The sequence below is a fragment of the Colwellia sp. BRX10-3 genome (assembly GCF_014077505.1).
GTDB lineage: Bacteria > Pseudomonadota > Gammaproteobacteria > Enterobacterales > Alteromonadaceae > Cognaticolwellia.
On record NZ_JACGWA010000008.1, the window covers coordinates 16,156 to 39,434 of the forward strand.

Consider the following 23,279-nt stretch of genomic DNA (forward strand, 5'->3'; position numbering starts at 1 on the left):
GATAAGAGGTAATAATGAAATTTTTTAATACAGTGGCTGCTTTTTTGAGCCTAACGCTAGCGTTTTCTGCATCAGCACATACTTCACTCACGCAGTCAGCACCAGCGAATGAAGCTATGCTAATGCAAAGCCCAGAGCTACTTGCTTTGACTTTTAGTGGTGAAGTTAGATTGGCTAAAGTGTTACTCACGGATTCAGATAATCAGCCAGTAGATTTTAGTTTTAAGCCGAGTGCTAAACCGAGCATCGAGTTCAGTTGGTCATTACCAAGGTTAAGCAAAGGAAAATACACCACTAAGTGGATAGCATTAGGGGGCGATGGTCATAAAATGACAGGAACTTTTAATTTTATGATTGGTGCAGATGGAGACATGAAAAAAGAAATGTCGACTTCGCACAGCCAACATAATCATTAGAAGGCGAACTAATGCAAATAAGTGACTGGTCAGTATTTTTATTACTCGTAAAGTTAGTCATTTATGTGGCTACTTCGGCAATGGCCGGTTGCTTAGTTTTACGCTTACTTAATCGAAACAACGAAACTGTTGCTGTTTTTAATTCATATTTAAAGCGCTGGTTATTAATTTGCCTTAGTGCTGCGTTAATTGCCGCTATATTACAGATACCAGTAGAGGCTGCCTCAATGGCAGAGTCAGGGTTTGCTGGCATGACAGATGCGTTTATGCTGGAAATTATTTGGCAATCGGTAATTGGTGATCAAGCCGTAGTGAGAATACCCGCTTTTATTCTAGCGATAGTCGTTGTCGTTGCTTGGGACAAAAATAGTGCTTCAGTAATAAACCTCAATTTTTTTCTGACATTATTCACCCTAATTACTATTATTTATAGCTTCACATTGACAGGGCATAGCGCAGAAAAAAACCTGCTAATAAAAAGTATATTCATGTTTCATATTTTTGCCATTAGTTGTTGGGTAGGTTCATTATGGCCACTCTATAAAAGTTGTCATTTTTTGCCAAACGCTGAAGTTAAACGGCTAATGCATCAATTTGGTCAGCTCGCCATTATTATCATATTAGTGCTGCTAGTTTCAGGCGTTACCTTATTGTTGCAATATTTAAACAGTGTTGCTGAATTATTTACTTCAAACTACGGGCAATTAATATTATTAAAACTGTTACTAGTGAGTGCAATGCTGTTACTAGGAGCGTGGCATAAACTAACTTTAGTGCCTCAAATCACTGAGGAACTTCATATCATCACCCTAAAACGCTCCATTTCAATAGAGATATTTATCGCTTTGGTCGTGCTATTTATAACGAGTATATTTACCACATTTGTCGGGCCATCAATTTAAGGTTAACTGGATAAATATATAAAAACTCACCCCCAAGCAATATTGATTTTTTCGGTTTTAACTAACACCAACTTTATATTAGCAACCAAATTAATTACCTTGACTATTTTTTAACGTATTTGTAGATGTGATGAAAAAATTTAGTCAAATTTAAAATAAAAATTATCTTTTAGCAGGCAAATTATTTAGCCAATTTATTGAATGTTAAATTTCATTTATTCGCAAATAAAAATTATATTTTTAAGAAAAATAAATTCTAAGAATTCAGCTAGCCCTTGCCAAATATAGCTTATGTTTTTTTGTTATTTCTAGGTGTCATAAAACGGTAAAAATAGTTTAACAATTGTCTGGTAATGGTGTGGTTTTCTGGTAATCTCTTAGCTCGCTTATTTCTATTGTTCGTTAATTGAACACCTAAATTTAAGCTTGGACATTTATTTATCCACATAAAATAAAAATAAAAATAAATATGTGAAAAGGATTTCTGCCTTACCTTTTTCCTTATAATACAAGTAGTTAAAATATAGTTGCCGTAAAGTTCACCAGATCTTTAGGGTCTTTTCCTGTGCTTTTCAACATACTTATCCACAATTTTGGCTATTTTTGTGACTAAATATAATGAATAGCTAGAGAGAATTTGCCGATTATGGCATGCTTAGCCCATCTTTCTCCCAGTTATAAAATTATCATGCCAACTTCTGACCAATCACCGCTTATTTTAGTCGATGGTTCATCTTATTTATTCCGCGCATATCACGTGCCATATTTACAAGCTTTATCAACTTCTGATGGTCAACCTACAGGGGCTATTACTGGCGTCTTGAACATGATCAGAAGCTTGAAAAAAGACTATCCCAACGGCAATATTATCGCGATATTTGATGCCAAAGGAAAAACCTTCCGTAATGACATGTATGCTGAATATAAAGCTAATCGACCGCCAATGCCGGATGATTTACGCACGCAAATAGCGCCAATACATGACATTATTACAGCCATGGGCTTACCGCTTTTAGTTATTGATGGTGTTGAGGCGGACGATGTTATTGGCACGTTATCGCATCAAGCAACGGCGTTGGGTATTGAGACTGTGATCTCTACCGGTGATAAAGATATGGCGCAGTTAGTTAACTCGCATGTGCGTTTAATCAATACCATGACTAATGTTGAAATGGATGAAGCAGGCGTTATTGAAAAATTTGGTGTTCGCCCTGATCAGATCATCGATTATCTAGCCTTAATGGGCGATAAAGTTGACAACATTCCAGGTGTTGATAAATGTGGCCCTAAAACCGCCGTAAAATGGTTAACCGCATATCCAACCTTGAAAGAAGTGATGGAGCACGCTGATGAAGTTAAAGGCAAAGTCGGTGAGAACCTACGTACTGCTTTAGCCCACTTACCACTTTCTTATGAACTAGCGACTATAAAGCTTGATGTTGCACTTGAGCAAAACGCTGCCGAATTAAAACCAAGCGCACCTGATACAGCAACATTAAGAACCTTGTATCAAAAATACGAACTTAAGCGTTTATTAGCTGATTTAGATGCAGGTGACAGTAAAGCTGAGACTTCCGTTACCCCGAGCAATGATGAAGTTGCAGACTTGCCGGCTGCTGTTGAGAGTGAATATGACATTATTCTGGATAAAGCCAGCTTCAATGTTTGGCTTGAAAAATTAAAAACTGCTGAACTTTTTGCTTTTGATACTGAAACCACCAGTGTTGATTATATGAAAGCTAAGCTAGTAGGATTGTCATTCTGTGTTGAAGTAGGTAAAGCAGCGTATGTACCATTAACACATGATTATATTGATGCTCCAGAGCAATTAGAACTTGATTGGGTGCTTGAGCAACTTAAACCCTTATTAGAAAGTGAGACTTTGTTTAAAGTTGGGCAAAATTTAAAATACGATGCCAATGTGTTATCGCATTATGACATTGCTATGCAGGGCATTGCTTTTGATACCATGCTTGAGTCTTACTGTTTAAATAGTGTTGCTACTCGCCATAATATGGATGCGCTCGCAGATAAGTATTTAGGCTATCAAACAGTACATTTTGAAGATATAGCAGGCAAGGGCGCTAAACAGCTAACTTTTAATCAAATTGAGATTGAAAAAGCCGGCCATTATGCCGCTGAAGATGCTGATGTTACCATGCGCTTGCATGAAGCCATTTATCCACAATTAGCAAAAATAAGTTCGCAGCTCTCGGTTTTTACTGATATTGAAATGCCTTTATTACCCGTACTGGCTCGTATGGAGCAGCATGGCGTGTTAATTGATTGCGATTTGCTGGCTGAACAAAGTCAGTCAATTGGTACTCGTTTGGCTGAGTTAGAAATTGAAGCACATAATTTAGCAGGTAAAAGCTTTAACTTGAGCTCACCTAAGCAGTTACAAGTCATTTTGTTTGAAGAGTTAAAAATTCCTGTTATTAAGAAAACACCTAAAGGTGCGCCTTCAACTGCTGAAGAAGTACTGCAAGAATTAGCCTTAGATTATCCATTACCGAAAGTTATACTAGAAAACAGAGGTTTAAGTAAATTAAAGTCTACTTATACTGATAAGTTACCGTTATTGGTTGGCCCAAAAACTAATCGAGTTCATACTTCTTATCACCAAGCGGTGACTGCTACAGGACGATTATCTTCGACCGATCCAAACCTACAAAATATTCCAATTCGTAGTGAAGAAGGACGTAAAATACGTCTAGCTTTTATTGCTCCGCCTGAACATAAAATTGTCGCGATAGATTATTCTCAAATTGAATTACGCATTATGGCGCATTTATCTGATGACCCAGGCTTAGTTAAAGCCTTTTCTGAAGGTAAAGATGTGCATAAAGCGACAGCAGCTGAGATATTTGCTGTACCGCTAGACGAAGTAACTAGCGACCAACGCCGAAGCGCGAAAGCGGTTAACTTTGGTTTAATTTATGGCATGTCAGCATTTGGTTTAGCAAAACAGCTCAACGTTCCTCGCCATACGGCACAAGCTTACATGGATAAATACTTTGAGCGTTATCCTAATGTTTCTCAATACATGGAAGATACACGTCAGCAAGCAACAGAGAAAGGTTATGTAGAAACCTTATTTGGCCGTCGACTTTATTTACCTGATATTAACGCAAAAAATGGTATGCGTAAAAAAGCTGCTGAACGTGCTGCTATTAATGCGCCAATGCAGGGGACTGCTGCTGATATTATTAAAAAGGCCATGCTGGCTGTGGACAATTGGATACAAGCGCAGAATGATCCTAGAATCAAAATGACCATGCAAGTGCACGATGAATTAATTTTTGAAATTCACCAAGATATTGTTGAAGCAACAACGGCAACCTTGGTAGAGATAATGAATAATGCTATTACCATGAGCGTGCCGTTAATTGCCGAAGCAGGTATGGGTGATAACTGGGAGCAAGCTCACTAAATATTGATAACAAACTTGAACATTCTATATTACTGTTGACTAAGTTTGTTTGAAATTAATTCAACCGCTTTACGTTCTTATTAAATAACGCCGAATGATCCCTTCATGGTGTGTTGTTTATTTGGCCTCTATACAGAGGCCATTTTTTTGGCAGCTGGTAAATGACTAACTTTCACCAACGCTGATAATTGTTAAGTGCCATAGCATAAATGCAAATGATTATTTGTGATAAAAAACCAAAATATGTAAAAAAGCTACATAATACGCTTTACATGCTTAGAGTTATTACTCTATAATTGCTTTATCCCCAAATTGAACACCTGTTGTGATATTTGTATTTTAAGCTTCCTCTCTAGCTTTTGAGCTAACAACCAAGTTGTTGGCTCTTTTTTTTGCCTTAAATATAATGTTTGGAAATTCCACACTCAACTATGCTTGGATATTTAAAATACATATTTGTAATTAAATTACTCGAAAAATGAATTTTGACGTTTTAGCAAGTTAGCAATGGTATTACTTACTTATTTTTATGTGAAAGCATTGTTAAGCATAAATTTAACTGTTCGACTAATGCAGCGCAGTGATCAAAATCGCTAAGAGAAATTTCTTTATTGGAGAGAAAAACTTGCGCGGTAATCGCTCCAATCGGTGTTTGCCCAACTTTTACAGGGCAAATTAATACCGAACCCTCCGCGATAAACTCAGCTATTTCACCGGTAATATATTGATACCATTGTTTTTCCTGACGATCTTTTATCAATATCGCTTGCTCATTATCCATGGCGTAACTGAAGACGTTATTACTATGTGAAAGAGAAAATTTAATCTGTTTTTCAACAATCTCACTGGCTATGTCGAAAGTAAAACGTGACTTAATAGCGGCTTTATCTTCAATCATTAAAAAGAAACTGCAGTGTTCAAAAGCGAAAATTTTTGCCATAGACTTAAGCGTTAACTGGATGAACGATGTTAAGTCTGTTGATGATTTAAGTAACTTGTTGAGTTGCATATAAGTACTGATAATGTCGCTATATTTGTGCGGATTAGGTTTTAAAACTTGATACTTGTTACCTTTGAAGTCGCTGGCATTTGGTAGCGGTTTTATATGTTTAATTAATGCTGATGCGCCATAGGAGGTTAACAACTTATTGGCATTTTCTCGAAGAGACTCAATTTTTAGCGTTAATTGCCGCTCGTTTAAACCGGTTAATTTTGCGATATCAGCTAACAGTTGATGAAACTCTTCTACACTACCCGTAGGGTTTGCTATGGTATTACTTAACTTGTCGGCAAAATAAATTATTTGAATTTCAATGGTTCTACTTTTCGGTTTATCGAGTGCCTTTAACAGTAAGTCACTTAAGCTCCAAGTTTTGACCAGTTCAGTACTGAGTTGTGCAAAGTCACCGCCTATTTCGCTGAAACATTTTTGTCGAAAACTTTCACTTGTCATATCACCATGTGCAATTAAATTATCTGCTGACTCACCACCTACACACCAAAAAGCAGTTTCCCCAATACGATAAAGCATTGCGGCTAAATAAAGCTCTTCCTGTGTGTCATCAGCATATTGCGGGGCCATCATTTTAGCTAACAATCCGGCATAAAATGAACTGGCCATTGATTGTGTTAATTGATGGTGAACATCGGGATTGAGTTCTTTATTATCTAATAAACCTTCAACTAACTTGGAGGTAAGACAAATATTTTTAACCGCTCTAATACCTAACACTACTGACGCGCGAGAAACGGTGTTTACCTTATTAATACTTAAATGTTGCACACTATTAGCAACTTTGAGTAAGCAAGATGCAAGTGCCTGATCGTGTAAAATGGCCTTACTTAATTTAGGTAAAGACGATTTATCATCATTATTAAATTTATCCAACATCCTGGCTGTTGAAGTGATGGCGGGTAATTCACTTTTTGCGATGATATCAACCCAATGTTGAATTGAGATCTGCGGTGCGTCTTTCATCTCTTTGCTCCGAGTGAATAAATTATATTTTATTTTTAGCCATTTTATCGAGCGTAACACATATTTTTATAAAGTAGTTGTTAACTAATTAGTAATTTTATTAGTGTCATTGATGTTCGGTAAAACCATTAGCATTTTATTATGTCAGGGTGACCTACATATTTTAATAATTTTAGGTACTGAGTTACTGAGCGTCAAATAGATAAATTGATATGCTTTAGCATCGGAAATATTTAAGACAATATATTTAGTTATTAGAAACAGTATGAATTTTAGTACAATATCAGTGCTAATCTATTGTACTAATTGTCTATTTCGTTAGTATTGAGTTGGGTGAATATAATCGTTTTGAATACGAGGGGAAGGTTTTGAATAAATGGATACTACCGGTGTTATTAACCTGTTTAACGGCATGTGAAAACACCAAAAAATCAAACGACACGCTATCTACTGTAAAAGTAGTAGGGGTTAAGTTTGTTGAGCGAGTTGATACCAAAGCAGGTAAAACAGTCATTCCATATCAAAAATATGTGCTTGATAATGGTTTAACCTTGGTACTTCATCAAGATAAGTCTGATCCCCTTGTACACGTAGATATGACCTACCATGTGGGTTCAGGCCGAGAAGAAATTGGTAAATCAGGTTTTGCTCATTTTTTCGAGCATATGATGTTTCAAGGCTCAGAAAATGTGGCAGACGACGAACATTTTAAAATAGTCACTGAATCTGGCGGTACCATGAATGGTACGACTAACAGTGATCGCACAAATTACTTTCAAACCGTGCCCGCCAATCAACTTGAAAAAATGTTGTGGCTTGAAGCTGACCGCATGGGATTTTTAGTTGATGCAGTGACCCAAGAGAAATTTGAAATTCAACGTGAAACAGTAAAAAATGAACGTGGTCAAAGTTACGAAAACCGACCTTACGGGCTGTTACGAGAGCGCGTTGCTGAAGCTATGTATCCGGTAGGACACCCATATTCGTGGCAAACAATTGGTTATATTGACGACTTAAATCGTGTGAATGTTAATGATTTAAAAGCCTTTTTCTTACGTTGGTATGGCCCTAACAATGCCACATTAACCATAGGTGGCGATCTTAATGTTGTTGAAACCTTGGCAATGGTGAATAAATACTTCGGTAGCATTCCTCGTGGTCCTGAAGTGAAAATGCCGATAAAACCAAGCTTTACTATTGAAGGTGACCGCTATATTTCGATGGAAGACAATGTACACTTACCTTTAGTGTATATGTCGTATCCAACGGTTAGCGTTAGGCATAAAGACGAAGCTGCGCTTGATCTACTGTCGAGCATTTTAGGTGGTGGTAAAACCTCATTACTTTATAAAAATTTAGTTAAAAATCAGCTGGCTGTTCAGGCTTCAGTAAGTCACCCTTGTGCAGAGCTTGCTTGCACTTTCAATATGTTAGCTCTACCACATCCAGCTTCGGGCAAAACATTGGCAGATATGGAAAAAGTTATTCGTGATAGCTTACTTGAATTTGAGACCCGTGGAGTTGAAGACGACGACTTAATCAAAGCAAAAGCGGAAATGGAAGCAGGTTTTGTTTTTGGTTTGCAAAGTGTGGCGGGTAAAGTAAGCCAATTAGCGGCTAATGAAACCTTTAAAGGTAATCCAAATTACATTGAGCAAGACATAGCCCGTTATGCCAAGGTTAGCAAAGCTGATGTTATGCGTGTTTATAAAAAGTATATTAAAAATAAACATGGCGTGATCATGAGCATTGTGCCGAAAGGGCAAAAAGCTCTGGTTGCTGCGCAAGATAACTTTACACCTGAAGCACGCGTTATCCCTGAACTTGCTATTACCTCAGACACAGACTTACAAGTTCGTAAAGCGCAAGACAATTTCGACCGTAGCCTTATTCCGGTTGCCGGAGCAAATAAAGCTGTTGAAGTACCCCAAATGTGGCGAGAAAATTTTGCTAACGGTATCAAAATACTGGCAACAAAAAGCAGTGAAACACCAACTACTTCAATGTTAATCAAAATTCCTGCAGGTCATTACTTTGAGACTAAAGAAAAGGCCGGTACTGCTGCTCTTTTAGCGGCAATGTTAAATGAGTCAACCACTAAACGTAGCGCTGAAGACATGAGTAAAGCGCTGCAGAAGTTAGGTTCCTCTGTTGGAATTTCGGCAGGTAACGACTATTTAGCTATCAATATAAATACACTAACTAAGCATGTAGATGCCACGTTAGCCTTAGTGTATGAAAAAATCACTGAGCCAGCATTTTTAGCTAGTGAGTTTGACCGCAATAAAAGCAACGCCATTCAAGGTGCTATTAATGGTAAGAAAGATGCTGGATATTTAGCGTCGAATGCTTATCGTCAATTACTGCATGCAGATAATATTGCAGCAACCTCTAGTGCTGGCTCAGAAGCTTCATTAGCTAATATCCAATTAGCTGATATTAAAGCGCTGTATCAACAGCAAGTTAAAGCCAAAGGCAGTGAAATAATATTAGTCTCTGATCTAGACAAAAAAAGTGTTTTAAAGTCACTGAGTATATTTAAGCCACTGAGCGGCGAAGGCAAAGAGTTGTTATTAAACTTGCCTGAATCGAATGTTAAGCGAGGCGTTATTTATTTAGTTAATAAAGACAATGCTGCGCAGTCAGCTATTCGCATTGGTAAGCGTTCACTTACTGAAGATGTTACTGGTGAATACTATCGTGCCTACTTAATGAACTTCCCGTTAGGGGGGGCATTTAATAGCCGTATCAACTTAAATTTACGTGAAGATAAGGGTTATACCTATGGTGCGCGCTCGTATTTTTATGGCGATAAATTCTCGGGTACTTATACCGCGAGTGCGGAAGTTCGTGCAGACGTAACCGACAAATCTATTATTGAGTTTGTTGAAGAAATTAATCGCTATGCTGAGCAAGGTATCAGTGATGAAGAGTTAGCCTTTATGCGTAGCGCTATCAATCAAAAAGATGCTTTAAAATATGAAACGCCGAGTCGTAAATTAGGCTTTTTAGCACAAATTTTAGAGCATGACTTAACGGCTGATTTTGTAAAAGAGCGCAATGACATTGTTGCTAATATCACTAAAACAGAAATTAACGCCTTAGCTAAAAAACACTTAAATTTAAGTGAAATGCTAATGGTAGTGGTTGGGGACGCTAAAATCTTAAAGCCACAATTACAAGCATTAGGTTACGAAGTGATTAATTACGAAATTTAACTTAAAGCAACGAAACTGAAGGCTGCCAACTGGCAGCCTTTTTACTTCCTGCAGTCTTCATTATTTTTCTCCCTGTGAATTGTTACTTTATTTTTTACAGGGAGGAATCCATGAGAAGTGAATGAGTAAAAACAAGACTATTTAACAGGTTGGGTAGTGAATAACGTTGTCAGTGTATATGCACTGACAACGTTTATTAAGGCGAAAGTACTTTTTAAATTAGTACTTACTTTGATATTTAGCCGGTGTGGTTTTATTCGGTAAAGTCGCTTTGATAAACTCACGAATATCTTGGTTAGATGCTTCTAAGTCTTGGTAGCGAAGATACATCATGTGGCCACTTTTATAGCCTTTGAATGACAGTCTATCTTTCATTTTTCCGCTTGGATCAAGTTGCGATAAGGTATATTTAGCATCAAAATAATTAGTCGCACCATCATAATACCCAGATTGTATCATCACGTTTAAGTACGGGTTTTGAGCCATAGCTAAACGTAAATTTTTACCGGTATTATTGTTGGTTCTATCCCAAGGATGCACGTTACCGAACATGTTATATTTAAGGTCAGTTTTATAATTGAGCTCTTCACGTAAATAATAATTTATTGCTGGTGTAAAACTGTGTAACCAAGACGTGAGCTCGGCATTGTAATCGGGGCGACTGCCGGTAACTTTTTCATCAATACCTAAATAACGAGAATCTAAACGGCCAACTGTTTGTTCGCGGTTACGTAGTATTTCTTTCCAAAAATAAGACGCTTCAATATCTAAGTTATTACGCAATACCTCTTGCACCGATAAGCCAGAATATCGAGCGACTTGTTTGGCGATACGCTGTTTTTCATCTTCAGCAATAAAGCCGCCTTTGGCGAGTGCTGGCAGATACTGCTCAAGGGTGAATTGTTCAATTTCAGGTAAAATTTCTAATAAATCTTTGTTTTGTAAATCGTCAGAAAGTGCTTTGTGATACCAAGCCGTTGCAGCGAAATAAGGTAGGCGGTTAGCCGCTTTTACCGGACCGTCACGTTTGATACCAATATCAGTAGGTGAGACCAAAATAACGCCGTTTAGATACATCCACTGACGAGATTGTAATTCTAACGCTAAGCCTGAAACTCGCGTGGTGCCATAACTTTCACCGATAAGGTATTTTGGCGACTGCCAACGGTTATTTCGGGTAACAAAGGTGTTAACCCAATCAGCTAAGTATTTAACGTCAGCATTGACACCAAAGAACATTTTCTTTTGTTCTTCTTTTGATGGCATTTCACCCTCTTTATTAGGTAAAACGCGAGAATAGCCGGTATTAACTGGGTTAACAAATACAATGTCAGCGCTGTCTAAAATGGAGAATTCATTGGCTTTTACACCGTATGGCTGCAGCGGAAAACCTTCGCTATCAACATTGAGCACTTTAGGACCAGTATAAGCCACGTGCATCCAAACTGAAGCAGAGCCGGGGCCGCCATTAAATGATATCAATAAAGGTCGAGCAGCCTTATTTTTTACTTTTGAACGTTGATAATAAGTATAAAAAAGGCTGGCAGTTGGATTACCATCTTCGTCCCAAACCGGCTGCGTACCTGTGGTTGCGGTGTAATCAAATTTTTTGCCATTAACTTTTGTGCTATGGCTACTGGTTTTGTTTTCATCAATAGCAATTTTGCGTTCAAATTCTGCATTTGCTAGAGGCGATAACAACAAGAGTAGGCTATATAAGGTTATAAAATGTCGAAATGTCATAACAAGGTTCTCAGGGTTAGGTTTTTTTTGTTATTTGTATATTTAGCCTACGACAGCAGGACGTAAAAGTCATGCTTAAAAGTTAGAACGAGTATTTATAGCGATTAGTAACTTTAACAGCTCATCAAGCATGGCTCACAAATAAACTACTTTCCTAAACATTATTCATCTCAACTTTATGTGCAATGCGTTAGATAAACAACAATAAGGTGATCACCGGTTAAGCTGGCGTAGTTTGTGGGTAAATCAGTTATCTTCATTAAATGTTGAGCAGGTAAAGTGATAACTTCTTTGGTGTTTTGTACGCTGAGTTCTGCGCTGTTGAATAAACTATAGATAAAGCACAGGTCGCTTTTTTCAAGTAGAAGATTGTCTGCGCTTTTTTCACTGGTTGTCTTGGTATTAAAAGCTGAAGTTCGGACAATAACATTAAAGTCGGTTATTTCATTACTATGCAAGTTGCCAACAGTTTTATTACCGCCATCAAAAGTGGCAATATCAAGTAGCTTTGCTAAGCGGTCAATTTTACTATCATTGTGTTGTAGATTGATGCCGTTACCATCAATTAAAACCAGGTTGCGGGTGTAACCAGTAAAATTAGAAAAAATACCGTCTTCAACCACACTCGCCATACTTAAGCGCCAGTCGAAATTATCTAAGGTGCCGTCAGGGTTTATCGCCATTTCGACAGTCTCACCTTTGCCGTTTTTCCATGGCACGGTTTTAAATTGTGTTGGTTGAATAATTTCTATCATCTGGTGTATCTCAAATAAGCGTGTAGGTTTGACTAATTATTCGGATCATAACGTGAAACCGAATGAGATGTCTGCGCTAAGTTATGTTTATGTCATTATCAAGTAAAATACATAACTTGTTACGTATTTTATGAATTTGTAATAATAAAATAATTGCCTAACAAAAGCGGCATTGATAGCATGCAACTTTCTTGTATCTATCTACACTCTATTGAATAATAAAAGGATATTATTGTGTTTAAAAAATCACTAATTGTACTTTCTCTATTGGCATTACCTTTAACTGCTTCTGCTAACTGGTCAGCAGGCGCAGGCTATGCGAACTTATCAGATGACGACCTATCGTTAGGTGTTATTTATGGTGCTGTTGCTTATGAATTTGCTAAAGAAGGCAGTAAGTTTTCTTTAGTACCTGAATTACGTCTTGGTACGGGTATTTCTGATGATAAAATGGGTGGCGTTAAGGTAGAAATTGAAAGATTTACTGCACTATCTGTTCGTGGACAGTATAACTATGATAATGGCTTTTATGCCTATGTTATGCCGTCATATGCAAACTTAGATGTTAAAGCTAGTTTTAATGGCGCTTCTTATAGCGACGATGATTGGGAATTTGGTTTTGGTGCCGGTGTTGGTAAAAAATTGAACGAAAACACTAGCGTTGAAGCATCTTTTGAAAGTTACGATGGAACTGATGTGATAACAGTTGGTTTTAAATACGCTTTTTAAGTATTTAAATAAACTTTATTACCTTAAAGGGAAGCCATTGTGCTTCTCTTTTTATTTTCAACCCTTCCTAGCCAATTATGGCTGCAAGACATTAGTTTATCTATGTACGTCGATGAACGGTATGTCCGTTCACATGCTCTATCCTAACCGTTTGTCATTGTTTCAGCATTGCATCAATGACCTATAAAAAAGGAAGATTATAATCTGTCGGTATTAGCTAAATAATAACTTTAATGTAACAACGAAACTTATGAAGATAAGGGCAGAAAAGTAATGTTGTAGTCGGCTAATCCTCATTAGCATGAAGCTAATCATTCCAGCGCGCTAAAATTGTGAAGCCTGAATAGAAAAAGCAGCGATTAACGCTGCTTTTGAAATAATAACATTGAAAAGCTAATAAAATAGCTTAAGTGATTATTTTAATGACGACGAGTACTGCGATAGTGCCGTTATTTCTTCGTCGGTTAAATTTGCAGCCACGCCTTGCATCATGCCATTAAGGTCATTATTACGTGAACCATTGCGGAATGCTTCTAACTGAATTTTTAAGTAATCAGCATTTTGACCAGCAAGGGCAGGGAAACCAGCGCTTGGCATGCCTTTACCGTTAATACCGTGACAAGCAACACAAGCAGTAACTTCCATTTCTGCGTTACCACCTAAATAAAGCTTTTTGCCTTCAGCGCTGGCTGTACCGTCGCCATCAGTTGATTGTTGGCTAGCATAAAATGCTGATATATCAGCCATGTCTTGTTCGCTAAGTGCCATAGACATGCCACCCATGATTGCGTTTGCACGACCTGACTTACCACCCGATGTTAAACCTAATTTAAATTCAGCAAGTTGTTTAGCTAAGTAGCTAGCGCTTTGGCCTGCTAACTTAGGGTACATAGGCACAAGGCTATTGCCGTCAGCGCCATGACAAGCAGCACACATAGCTGATTTGCCTTTACCGGCTTCTGCGTTACCTTCAACGGCATTGGCAGTCGCTACGGCACTTAATCCTAATAAAACAGTCATGATAAATTTTTTCATTGATTTAATCTCTGCTTGTCGTAAACACGATAAATGGTTTACTTATAAAATTTGCTAACTATGTTGTTTTGGCATTCTACACGAATTTATTGATTGTGAAATAATGACGTTAAAAAAATCAACTAATTGTTTACTAGCATGGCAATAGTTCGAGCTGAAAATGCAAGAAGGGCAGCGATATTCGCTGCCCTTCTGTTAGCCGACAAAGTTCGTCATTATTTCTATAATATTACTTCATTGACGCCATATATTTTGCTAACTCTTCCATATCGCTTTCTGAAAGCTTCGCAGCAACACTTCGCATCATGGTGTTGTAATCGTTATTACGGGCACCTTTTTTGAAATCCATTAACTGTGCTTTTAAGTAAGCTTCGTTTTGGCCAGCAATAGTTGGGAAGCCTGCTTTATTCATGCCTTTACCGTTAACACCGTGACAAGCGACACAAGCGGTAATTTTACGTTTAACATTACCACCAAAATAAAGCTTCTTCCCGATTTTGGAGCCAACTAAATCGGCAACAACAACTTTTTGTGCGGCATAATAACTGGCAATCTCTAGCATGTCTTGTTCACTTAGCGCTGCCGCCATAGGTCCCATAACATTGTTTTTACGTGTTCCCGCTTTAAATTCTTGTAACTGTTTTATGATGTAATTAGCACTTTGGCCTGCAAGTTTAGGATAAATAGCAACTGTGCTGTTACCGTCAGCGCCATGACAAGCAGCACAAGTGGCCGATTTAGCTTTACCAGCGATTACTTCAGCAGTAATAGGGGCTGCAGGTATTATTCTACGAGAAACCACGTTAGCAACAGCAGCAGGGTCAGCAAAATAAGCTGCCATATCAGCAATGTCATCTGCAGTCATGTTGCCAGCAAATTGATTCATAGCGTAGTTAACACGATCTTTATTTTTAAAACTCATCAACTGTTTTGCAATGTATTCAGGGTGTTGATTAGCCAAATTAGGGTAAATTAATACTTCGCTGTTACCTTCGCTACCGTGACAACCGATACATGAGGCAATATTGCGAGATGCATCACCTAGTTCGTATAAGCTTTTACCCGCCACAGGATTTGGTGTGTAAGCAGCAGGCGCCGTACTTGCAGTTGAACCATTATCTGCAGAAGTGTCTTGGCTTGCTCCGTCGCGTGGTAAAGCCGAGTAATAAGCGCCAAGATCAGCCATATCTTGTTCAGATAAAGATGCTGCCATTGGAGCCATTAACGGGTTTTTGCGGTCACCCGATTTAAATGCTTTTAGTTGTTTAACAATATAATCAGCATGTTGACCTGCTAAGTTAGGAAAGGTATCGCTAGCGCCAATGCCATTTGAACCATGACACGCAGCACAAGTAGCTGCCTTAGCTTTACCTGCGTCTGCATCGCCAGAGGCAGCTACAGCAATATTAATGCTTAATAGTGTTAAAATTAATGAAGTTAAAATATGTTTCATAACAAAACTCTCAACATGCTTTTGTGTTTTTATTGAATGCATTCAATAAGCCGGAAAATCGGCAACATCATACACCATTAACGCACTTTAGAGGGATTTTTAGCTAATTTTTTTGTCTAAATTTGAATACAATTGCATCTTTAATGTGAAAAAACGATATAATGCGTTTTTTATTTATATTGTTGGATCTAAACTTGTCATCTACAGCCATTCATCTTAGCAAAGCGACCTTTACTCTTAGCGCACCCGATATCCGTCGTTTACCCGCAGATAGTGGCATTGAAGTGGCATTTGCAGGTCGTTCTAACGCAGGTAAATCAAGTGCGTTAAACACATTAACAAATCAAAGAAGCCTTGCGCGTACCAGTAAAACACCAGGACGTACTCAGCTAATTAATATTTTTGAAATAGCCGAAAACAAACGTTTAGTTGATTTACCCGGTTATGGCTTTGCCAAAGTGCCGATGGAAATGAAGAAAAAGTGGCAAAAAGCTTTGGGCGAATACCTAGAAAAGCGCGAATGCTTGAAAGGTTTAGTTATTTTAATGGATATAAGACATCCGTTAAAAGATCTAGATATGGACCTTATTCAATGGGCCGCAGACGGTGATTTACCTGTTTTAGCGTTGCTAACAAAAAGTGATAAACTTTCTCAAGGTAAAGTTAGCGCACAAGTACATTTTGTCAAAAAAGAACTAGCGGCACTAAATGCTGATATTAAAGTGCAGGCGTTTTCGTCATTAAAACGCACAGGCTCAGAGCAAGCTGACAAAGTAATTTGCGATTGGTTTCAAGATGAGAATATTCAAGCGTTAAGTGAATCAAGCGAAGAACCTTTAATCGAAGAGTAATTTCAACATCATTCAATAACTTAACGCCTCGATTTTTCGGGGCGTTTATGTATTCAGCTTACCAGACAAAGCCTTATGAACATTTTGCTATAGTAAACAGATTAACCATTCGAAAAATCGATACCTGCATCTTCCAACTTTTCACGATTCACATGCTTACTAAAGCGCTGCATTAACAACTGTAATTTTGGGTGAATATATCGTTGGCAGAAAGGTCGGTTGGGTGAGGTATAGAGATAATCAGTAAACTCAACTTTATTAGCTTTAAACTCAGCAAATGGTAACACTTGGGTAATAATTTTTAGCTCAAAGTCATTTTGTAATTGGCGTAAAATCTCATGGCTTTGTTTTGCTTGCCCATCACTATAAGTATAAATAGCAGAGCGATATTTGTTACGCATTGAATGATCTGCAGTACATGCATGTGTATGTAAATGAATGCTGATCAAATCGATAAGTGAAATGATATCTGGCTCGAAATACACTTCAATAGCTTCTGAAAATTGCGTATTCGAACCAGTAGAGCTTATCCAACCTTGATTGATTTTCACAATCCCATTTAAAGATGCAAAAACGCCTTCGGTACACCAATGGCAACCGCCACCTAAACCCACTTTGTTTATTATCACTTTAACGTTATTTTTCAGGTAAAACCCAATCTGCTCGTGGAAAATGGCAGGTGTAACCATGTGGTACGCGTTGTAAGTAATCTTGATGCTCAACCTCGGCTTGCCAAAAGTCGCCAGCCGGTTCAACTTCAGTCACTACTTTACCTGGCCATAAACCCGAAGCATTAACATCTGCAATAGTTTTTTCAGCCATAACTTTTTGCTCTGCGCTAGTGTAATAAATCGCCGAGCGATACTCACTACCAAGGTCATTACCTTGTCTGTTTTCTGTAGTGGGATCATGTATTTGAAAAAATAATTCTAAAATTTTTCGATAACTGATCACAGTATTATCAAAGTAAACTTCAATGCCTTCTGCATGATTACCGTGGTTTCGGTAGCTAGCATTTTTAACATCGCCACCAGTATAACCAGCACAGGTTTTTGTTATGCCCGGTAACTTGCGAATCAAATCTTGCATACCCCAAAAGCAACCACCGGCTAATACGGCTCGTTCAATGGTCATGTTGTTATCCTTCTACTTGTGGTAAATATGCTTGATAACCTTCGGCGATCATATTGTCACGGTGAATAAATTTAAGAGAAGCAGAGTTTATGCAATAACGTAAACCGCCTTGTGCGACAGGACCATCGGTAAATACATGCCCCAAATGGCTATCACCATGAGCTGAGCGAACTTCTGTGCGTGCCATACCATGCGTATCGTCGGTAAGCTCACTGACATTTGTGCTTTCAATCGGCTTACTGAAACTCGGCCAACCACAACCTGCGTCAAACTTATCTGCCGAGGCAAACAAAGGCTCACCCGAAACAACATCAACATAAATACCGGGCGCGGTATTCTCTAATAGTTCGCCTGTCCACGGACGCTCAGTGCCGCTTTCTTGTGTAACACGATATTGCTCAGGGGTTAATGCAGCAATAGCTTCGCTTGATTTTTTATACTGTGACATAAGATCTCCTCAGTGGCTTAATGGCGATTTAATAACTTACTGTGGCAGTAAACTCATGAAATATTATCCTGATAGTTACTAGTTAACAATAGACGGAAACTTAAGGATTAATTCGCCATGGTATTCAAACTATATTGAGCACAATTTTCATATAACAAGGCTGATACAAGGTAAATCAGCCTACTAGTGTAAACCTGCTATATTTAATAGGCGATAATCGCAAACTTGAGTTTACTTAGAGGTGTGTTGTTTCGTAGGCCTTGTCGAAATAATAACAAGGAACATAAAATGAACTTCAAATTTACCATCGCATTAATAGCCACTATTGCCGCTTTTAGCACACAGGCCCAAAGTTGGGACAAACAGCAAACACAAGTATGGGAAATAGTGTTAGCTTCATATGACGATATTAAAAAACGTGACAACAATTGGACGGATAAATGGGTAACCCAAGACGCTATGGTTTGGGGGGAATAGCACCCCAATGCCTCGCAGTAGAAGTGCTGTAAAACGCTGGGAAAAATTCAGCTTTGAAGATGGCTCAACGAATAACGTTGCCGAATATAGCCCAACAGCAATTGTTGTTCATGGTGATACCGCCGTTGTTCATTACTATTATTCTAATGGAATGACTTCAAATAAAGGCGAACAAAAAACTGTTCATGGCCGGTGTAGTGATGTGTTAGTTAAAGACAATAAAGCGTGGAAATTTGTCGCTTGGCATTGCGCTGATGAATCGAAAAAACATTAATTTATAGAGCAATAAATAAAACCTCAGCTTATCTCGAGTTGAGGTTTTTTAATGCTATTTTTTCGGTAACAGAAGGCAAATTTCAGACATAAAAAAACCGATGACTAAAGGGGCCATCGGTATAGAAGCTTTGGGGAAGCTTGAATTCAAAATTAATACAACAGGTGTTCTAACGAGAACAAAATCATTATAGAGCAACAACTCTACAAAAGTAAAGCCTTTACTCTAAAATAATTTATTTATCTTTAAAAAAAGTGTTTTTTAGAGTGTGTAAAACGCAGAAAATAATGAGATCTGCGACAGAAAATGAGATTTCTGACAGGACATTAGAAATGAGATTGAGGTAATGTGACTGGACATTCAATGAGATTGAGGTATGGATTTAAAAAAGATACTTCAGTTTCATACAATGTTTACTTTTAACCTAAAACTGACGTTTATTAGAATTGAGTTCAAACCATTAAATAATCCTACAGAGTCAAAGCGAACTAAAGCAATTGCATTTAAGTGATTTGAAAATCGGTATGTGAATAAATGGTATCCATTTAGCCCGACCAACCACTATATGTAGTGGTTGATTATATTTAACCTCGTCGTCCTCTTTTGCCACATTGCTGACCTAAATATAGTACCTACCACTCCCTTTCTATAAAAACATTTCTGAAGTAACACCGGGCATTAATAAAGCTAATTTGATACACAGTATTATGGATAATCAATACAACTATTAGGTTGTAATTGCTTATCTTTGCTATTTGTTAGGTTTCTCTACTAAACTTTATGAGAAGTAGTTTCACATACAGCAATAATGGTTTTACCTTCCTTATAAAAATAAGCTAATTGTATTCATATGATAATGAATCAACATGTTTACAAATGTTTAAGCTCTGAACTAAACTGTAAGCAATTAACTGTAAAAGGGAAAACGGCATGTTCTCGATTAAAAATTTATCTTGTTTAATCTTTATTTTCACTTTGGTAGCTTGCGCTTCAATGGGAAGTGGTACTAAAGCAGAGAAACAACAAGAAATTCTAAAAATGAAAGACGCAGTTCTAACACAACTTTTTACTAAAAAACCTGACACCCGTAGCCAAATCAACTCAGCGCCTGGCTATGCAGTTTTTTCTAATGCAAACATCAATTTGATATTCATGGCTGCTGGAACTGGATATGGCGTAGTTAAGAATATGAGTTCAAGTAAATATACATACATGAATATGGTTGAAGGTGGAATCGGTCTAGGTCTTGGAGTGAAGGATTACCGTATTGTAATGGTCTTCCATACTGTAGATGCAATGAACAACTTTGTTAATACAGGTTGGACATTCGGTGGTAACGCAGATGCTTCTGCCAAAGCAAGCGGTAAAGGTGCATCAGCAGAAGGTGAGGCCTACTATGGAGACGTCACGGTATACACTTTTACAGAAAACGGTTTAGCGCTTCAGGCTACTATAAAAGGCACGAAATTCTGGAAGGATAAAGAGCTAAATTAAAATTATTTAAAATATCTTTCAGAATAAATCGCCTGCTCGACAATAAATATATAGTCCTTTGATATATTTATTCAATAGGATTTTTGTAGGAAATACTAACTTTATTTAATGACTACTCTTGAGCCAACTGCAGAAGTAAAACTTAATTATTACTCACTTCAACAATGCGCACATTTCTGCCGTTAGCAAAGGTCAGTTTTTAATGTTTGTATTGATTACTAAGATACCAAAATGGACGCTTGCTTTTGATTATTCAACGCCTGTACTTCCACAGCAATAGTTAACTTCGAAGATTACTTCATGACATCTAATCGCTAGTTGACTCTATCAATGAAGTAGAAAGTATACATAAAAATACTATGTTATTTTTTGATATATAATGTAGAGTAATATTTAGAAAACATCAAAATTGGTGGTGTAATTAGGGTAACTATTAGATGAAAATAATTTTATTACTGTTTGCCTTGTTTACTGTATTTCCACTATATGGCGAAGAACAGATTGACGTTATTTATTATAAATCTCATAACCCACCATTTCAGTTCAATAATAATGAACATGAAAGCGGCTTTATAACCAATATAATCAACTCATTAGAAAACGTAAGAGTTACATTCAAGCCAAAATCTTTATCGTTTAAGCGTATGATAAAGGAAATGAGTACTAGTGAAGAACATTGGATCACTTATGGATCTAAGTCATGGGTTGGCGCTCAATCTACTTTTTTGTCAGACATAGTAGTCTGGGAAGTCAATCATGTATTTTTCACGTTAAAATCAAATCAGTTTGAAGGTATCCAAAGTTTATTTACTCAAACTTTAGTGTTAATCGAAGGGTTTGATTACCCTGGTTTAGATTCTTATATTAACAAAAATTTATTTAAAAAGGTTATACGTGTTAAAACGCCAGAGTTAGCTATTTTATCGGTTTTGGAAGGTGATGCAGATGTCTATCCTGATATGGAAAACAGAATTCAGTATCATTTAAAAAACATGGCGGTAAATAAGAAGGGAATTATCCTACATGATATAACCAATATTATCCCTGTGTATGAAATAAATTTGTGCTTCTCCAAAAATTTTCCTCTAGATATTAAAGCTGATATAGAAATCAAACTAAGAAGCATGAAACGCTTAAATGAGTTTGAAAATATAATGAATAAGCTGCTATAGCTATTTTTTGTTAAAAATAAAGTAACACTATTAGTGCAGTAAATTAGCTTGTAAAATGATAGAGGTTTTATTTTAACTTACTATTCATGGTTTTAGTTTGTATGTTAGGTAAACCCGATAACTAAACCAAATAGCTATTTTGTAATTATATGGTTTTGAGTAACACCTGTTGGTATACCTCAACACAACACTATTAGCATATATATTTAAACAATAACGGACGTTATATCGTTCAAAAACTGTCAGGTTTTTTTACAACTTGGCATCTTTCCTGAAACTGTACATTTGAAAATTAGCCAATTTTCATCTGCTTATTAGAGCTGGTATCAATTATGCTTTATATAACCAACTATTTTATATTCAGCTGTTAATAATAGAGACGGCAATTTAATTAAGCAGTATAAGTTGCTTAGATAATTCCATTTATCTAAGGATTTATAATGAAATATACAAAGCTTTTAACGTTTATAGGCTTAGCTCTAAGTCTAAACAGCCAGGCAGCATTAATTGATCTGGCTGGTCAGGGTTATGTCACTTATGGTGATTTTAACTCATATTCACTGCCTATTGCTGGAATAAATGTTTCTTCTGCGCCTGGCCAAATTTTTGAATTAGTTGTGGTGGCAACAGGGACTAACGGTAATCCAGTTAATACCAACTTCTCTGGTATGGACAACGCGTATTCAACCCCTTCAGGGTCGAGTGATGGTAATTTCTTTTCCACGGGCTTAGCATCAGACCCTTCACAAGTGAGTTCTTTTTTTGGCGACAATAATGCTACTTGGGACACTTCTCTTACCGCACTTGAGGCTTATCTGGCCGGGGAAGCCATGGTGTTTTTTTTCAACAATAACAACTTAAACGGGGCGAATTTACAAAGCCTAGCAGGCTGGGCACAAGTGAAGGTAACTGATAATACTGGTGCTGAGATTGGGGTGTTCGATTTTACTAATAACAATGGAGCATATGGCCTAGTAAGTGAAGGAGGGGGAGGTACATTTTTTGGTGATCCGGCTGATTACTTATCAGATGGCTCTGGTCCAATTATAGGAGACAATGCTGGAACCGACTATGTCCTATCCGGAGGACCGATATGTATTGATACAGATACAACCCCGCCAACACCAGTTTCTTGTAACAGTCCTCTTGCTGATGATGGGCCTATCAACCATAATTTAGGAGCCAATGATGCAGCATATGCAATAGTGGCCCCAGAGCTTAATTTTTTATTAAAGGGGCTTTTTGATAGTGGTTCGAGTCTAGATGACTTCACAATGAGCATTGATCTTCGTTTGGGTTGTGACCCCGGTTTTGGGTCAGCTGGAGATGAAATATGTACAGGGGCAGTAAGCGGGTTTGGAAAAAACATTAATAATGGTTATGAGCAGTTATTTATCGCTTCAGCAACGTTCGAGTCGCCTAATACGCCAATTCCAGAACCTGGTACGTTATTATTGCTAAGTGGAAGTTTATTACTGCTTTGGCGACATAAATTAATATCTTAAAGGCTGGTGTTTTTAACCAATAGGTAAAAATACAACCTAAACTGGCGTCAGATTTATGCTCAGTGATTACACTTTTGAATATTTCTAGGCGTCAACTTAGGTCAAAAAACAAAAATATAAACAGGAAATTTGTGATTATGATGAAGGGGCCTGTATTGTAAGCAGAATATACGTACAATTTTTCGGCATAAGTGCTGTGGCTGAGCGTCGCTAATCATACCATTAGCATACTTAACGTTAATGACTGTAGCCTAGTTAATCC

At 37.5% G+C, this 23,279-nt stretch carries 19 protein-coding genes; 11 read left to right on the forward strand and 8 right to left on the reverse strand.

Annotated features, from left to right (window positions below; translation table 11 throughout):
• The first annotated feature begins 14 nt into the window (after positions 1 to 14).
• From H4J38_RS12235 to polA, 3 genes are all read left to right on the forward strand, one after another.
• Complete coding sequence (locus H4J38_RS12235) at positions 15 to 416, forward strand: copper resistance CopC family protein (RefSeq protein WP_182132067.1); 402 nt, start codon at positions 15 to 17, stop codon at positions 414 to 416.
• 11 nt (positions 417 to 427) lie between these two features.
• Positions 428 to 1,318: a CopD family protein gene (locus H4J38_RS12240; protein WP_182132068.1), complete on the forward strand. Its 891-nt coding sequence runs from the start codon at positions 428 to 430 to the stop codon at positions 1,316 to 1,318.
• Between the two features lie 688 nt (positions 1,319 to 2,006).
• Positions 2,007 to 4,751 (forward strand): DNA polymerase I, encoded by a 2,745-nt coding sequence (gene polA, locus H4J38_RS12245; RefSeq protein ID WP_182132069.1) that lies wholly within the window; start codon positions 2,007 to 2,009, stop codon positions 4,749 to 4,751.
• Between the two features lie 517 nt (positions 4,752 to 5,268).
• Here polA and H4J38_RS12250 read toward each other — a convergent pair.
• Positions 5,269 to 6,729 (reverse strand): HDOD domain-containing protein, encoded by a 1,461-nt coding sequence (locus tag H4J38_RS12250; RefSeq protein ID WP_182132070.1) that lies wholly within the window; start codon positions 6,727 to 6,729, stop codon positions 5,269 to 5,271.
• Between the two features lie 368 nt (positions 6,730 to 7,097).
• Here H4J38_RS12250 and H4J38_RS12255 point away from each other — a divergent pair, with 368 nt between their 5' ends.
• Positions 7,098 to 9,947, forward strand: a complete 2,850-nt coding sequence (locus H4J38_RS12255; RefSeq protein ID WP_182132071.1) for a pitrilysin family protein — start codon at positions 7,098 to 7,100, stop codon at positions 9,945 to 9,947.
• Positions 9,948 to 10,166: 219 nt separating this feature from the next.
• Here H4J38_RS12255 and H4J38_RS12260 read toward each other — a convergent pair whose 3' ends face one another.
• Both H4J38_RS12260 and H4J38_RS12265 read right to left on the reverse strand, forming a co-directional pair.
• Entirely contained in the window at positions 10,167 to 11,690 is a 1,524-nt protein-coding gene (locus tag H4J38_RS12260) for a S10 family peptidase (RefSeq protein ID WP_182132072.1), read from the reverse strand.
• 176 nt (positions 11,691 to 11,866) lie between these two features.
• Positions 11,867 to 12,445: a HutD family protein gene (locus tag H4J38_RS12265; RefSeq protein ID WP_182132073.1), complete on the reverse strand. Its 579-nt coding sequence runs from the start codon at positions 12,443 to 12,445 to the stop codon at positions 11,867 to 11,869.
• Between the two features lie 234 nt (positions 12,446 to 12,679).
• Between H4J38_RS12265 and H4J38_RS12270 the strand changes: the two genes are divergently transcribed.
• A complete protein-coding gene (locus H4J38_RS12270; protein ID WP_182132074.1) occupies positions 12,680 to 13,174 on the forward strand; it encodes an outer membrane beta-barrel protein in 495 nt (164 codons plus the stop codon).
• Between the two features lie 414 nt (positions 13,175 to 13,588).
• On the opposite strand, the gene H4J38_RS12275 is transcribed toward H4J38_RS12270, so the two are convergent.
• Together H4J38_RS12275 and H4J38_RS17070 are read right to left on the reverse strand one after the other, a co-directional pair.
• Positions 13,589 to 14,209, reverse strand: a complete 621-nt coding sequence (locus H4J38_RS12275; RefSeq protein ID WP_182132075.1) for a cytochrome c — start codon at positions 14,207 to 14,209, stop codon at positions 13,589 to 13,591.
• 229 nt (positions 14,210 to 14,438) lie between these two features.
• On the reverse strand, positions 14,439 to 15,662 hold the full coding sequence (locus H4J38_RS17070) for a cytochrome c (RefSeq protein WP_220465540.1): 1,224 nt from the start codon (positions 15,660 to 15,662) through the stop codon (positions 14,439 to 14,441).
• Between the two features lie 194 nt (positions 15,663 to 15,856).
• Here H4J38_RS17070 and yihA point away from each other — a divergent pair, with 194 nt between their 5' ends.
• The gene (gene yihA, locus H4J38_RS12290; protein WP_404842615.1) at positions 15,857 to 16,513 is read left to right on the forward strand and encodes a ribosome biogenesis GTP-binding protein YihA/YsxC; all 657 of its coding nucleotides are present in this window, start codon (positions 15,857 to 15,859) and stop codon (positions 16,511 to 16,513) included.
• 101 nt (positions 16,514 to 16,614) lie between these two features.
• On the opposite strand, the gene H4J38_RS12295 is transcribed toward yihA, so the two are convergent.
• From H4J38_RS12295 to msrB, 3 genes are read right to left on the reverse strand one after another with little or no spacing between them, the layout of a single operon-like run.
• Positions 16,615 to 17,142, reverse strand: a complete 528-nt coding sequence (locus H4J38_RS12295; RefSeq protein WP_310733475.1) for a peptide-methionine (S)-S-oxide reductase — start codon at positions 17,140 to 17,142, stop codon at positions 16,615 to 16,617.
• 7 nt (positions 17,143 to 17,149) lie between these two features.
• Complete coding sequence (gene msrA, locus H4J38_RS12300) at positions 17,150 to 17,647, reverse strand: peptide-methionine (S)-S-oxide reductase MsrA (RefSeq protein ID WP_182132078.1); 498 nt, start codon at positions 17,645 to 17,647, stop codon at positions 17,150 to 17,152.
• Positions 17,648 to 17,651: 4 nt separating this feature from the next.
• On the reverse strand, positions 17,652 to 18,095 hold the full coding sequence (msrB, locus tag H4J38_RS12305) for a peptide-methionine (R)-S-oxide reductase MsrB (RefSeq protein WP_182132079.1): 444 nt from the start codon (positions 18,093 to 18,095) through the stop codon (positions 17,652 to 17,654).
• Positions 18,096 to 18,383: 288 nt separating this feature from the next.
• Between msrB and H4J38_RS12310 the strand changes: the two genes are divergently transcribed.
• The 5 genes from H4J38_RS12310 to H4J38_RS12330 all read left to right on the forward strand — a co-directional run bounded on the left by H4J38_RS12310 (position 18,384) and on the right by H4J38_RS12330 (position 23,017).
• Positions 18,384 to 18,572, forward strand: coding sequence for a hypothetical protein (locus tag H4J38_RS12310; RefSeq protein WP_182132080.1), 189 nt, complete (start codon positions 18,384 to 18,386; stop codon positions 18,570 to 18,572).
• 7 nt (positions 18,573 to 18,579) lie between these two features.
• Positions 18,580 to 18,846, forward strand: a complete 267-nt coding sequence (locus tag H4J38_RS12315) for a nuclear transport factor 2 family protein (RefSeq protein WP_182132081.1) — start codon at positions 18,580 to 18,582, stop codon at positions 18,844 to 18,846.
• A 930-nt stretch (positions 18,847 to 19,776) separates the two neighbouring features.
• The gene (locus H4J38_RS12320) at positions 19,777 to 20,340 is read left to right on the forward strand and encodes a YSC84-related protein (protein ID WP_182132082.1); all 564 of its coding nucleotides are present in this window, start codon (positions 19,777 to 19,779) and stop codon (positions 20,338 to 20,340) included.
• A 437-nt stretch (positions 20,341 to 20,777) separates the two neighbouring features.
• On the forward strand, positions 20,778 to 21,512 hold the full coding sequence (locus H4J38_RS12325) for a hypothetical protein (protein ID WP_182132083.1): 735 nt from the start codon (positions 20,778 to 20,780) through the stop codon (positions 21,510 to 21,512).
• 440 nt (positions 21,513 to 21,952) lie between these two features.
• Complete coding sequence (locus H4J38_RS12330; RefSeq protein WP_182132084.1) at positions 21,953 to 23,017, forward strand: hypothetical protein; 1,065 nt, start codon at positions 21,953 to 21,955, stop codon at positions 23,015 to 23,017.
• The last annotated feature ends 262 nt before the right edge of the window (positions 23,018 to 23,279 follow it).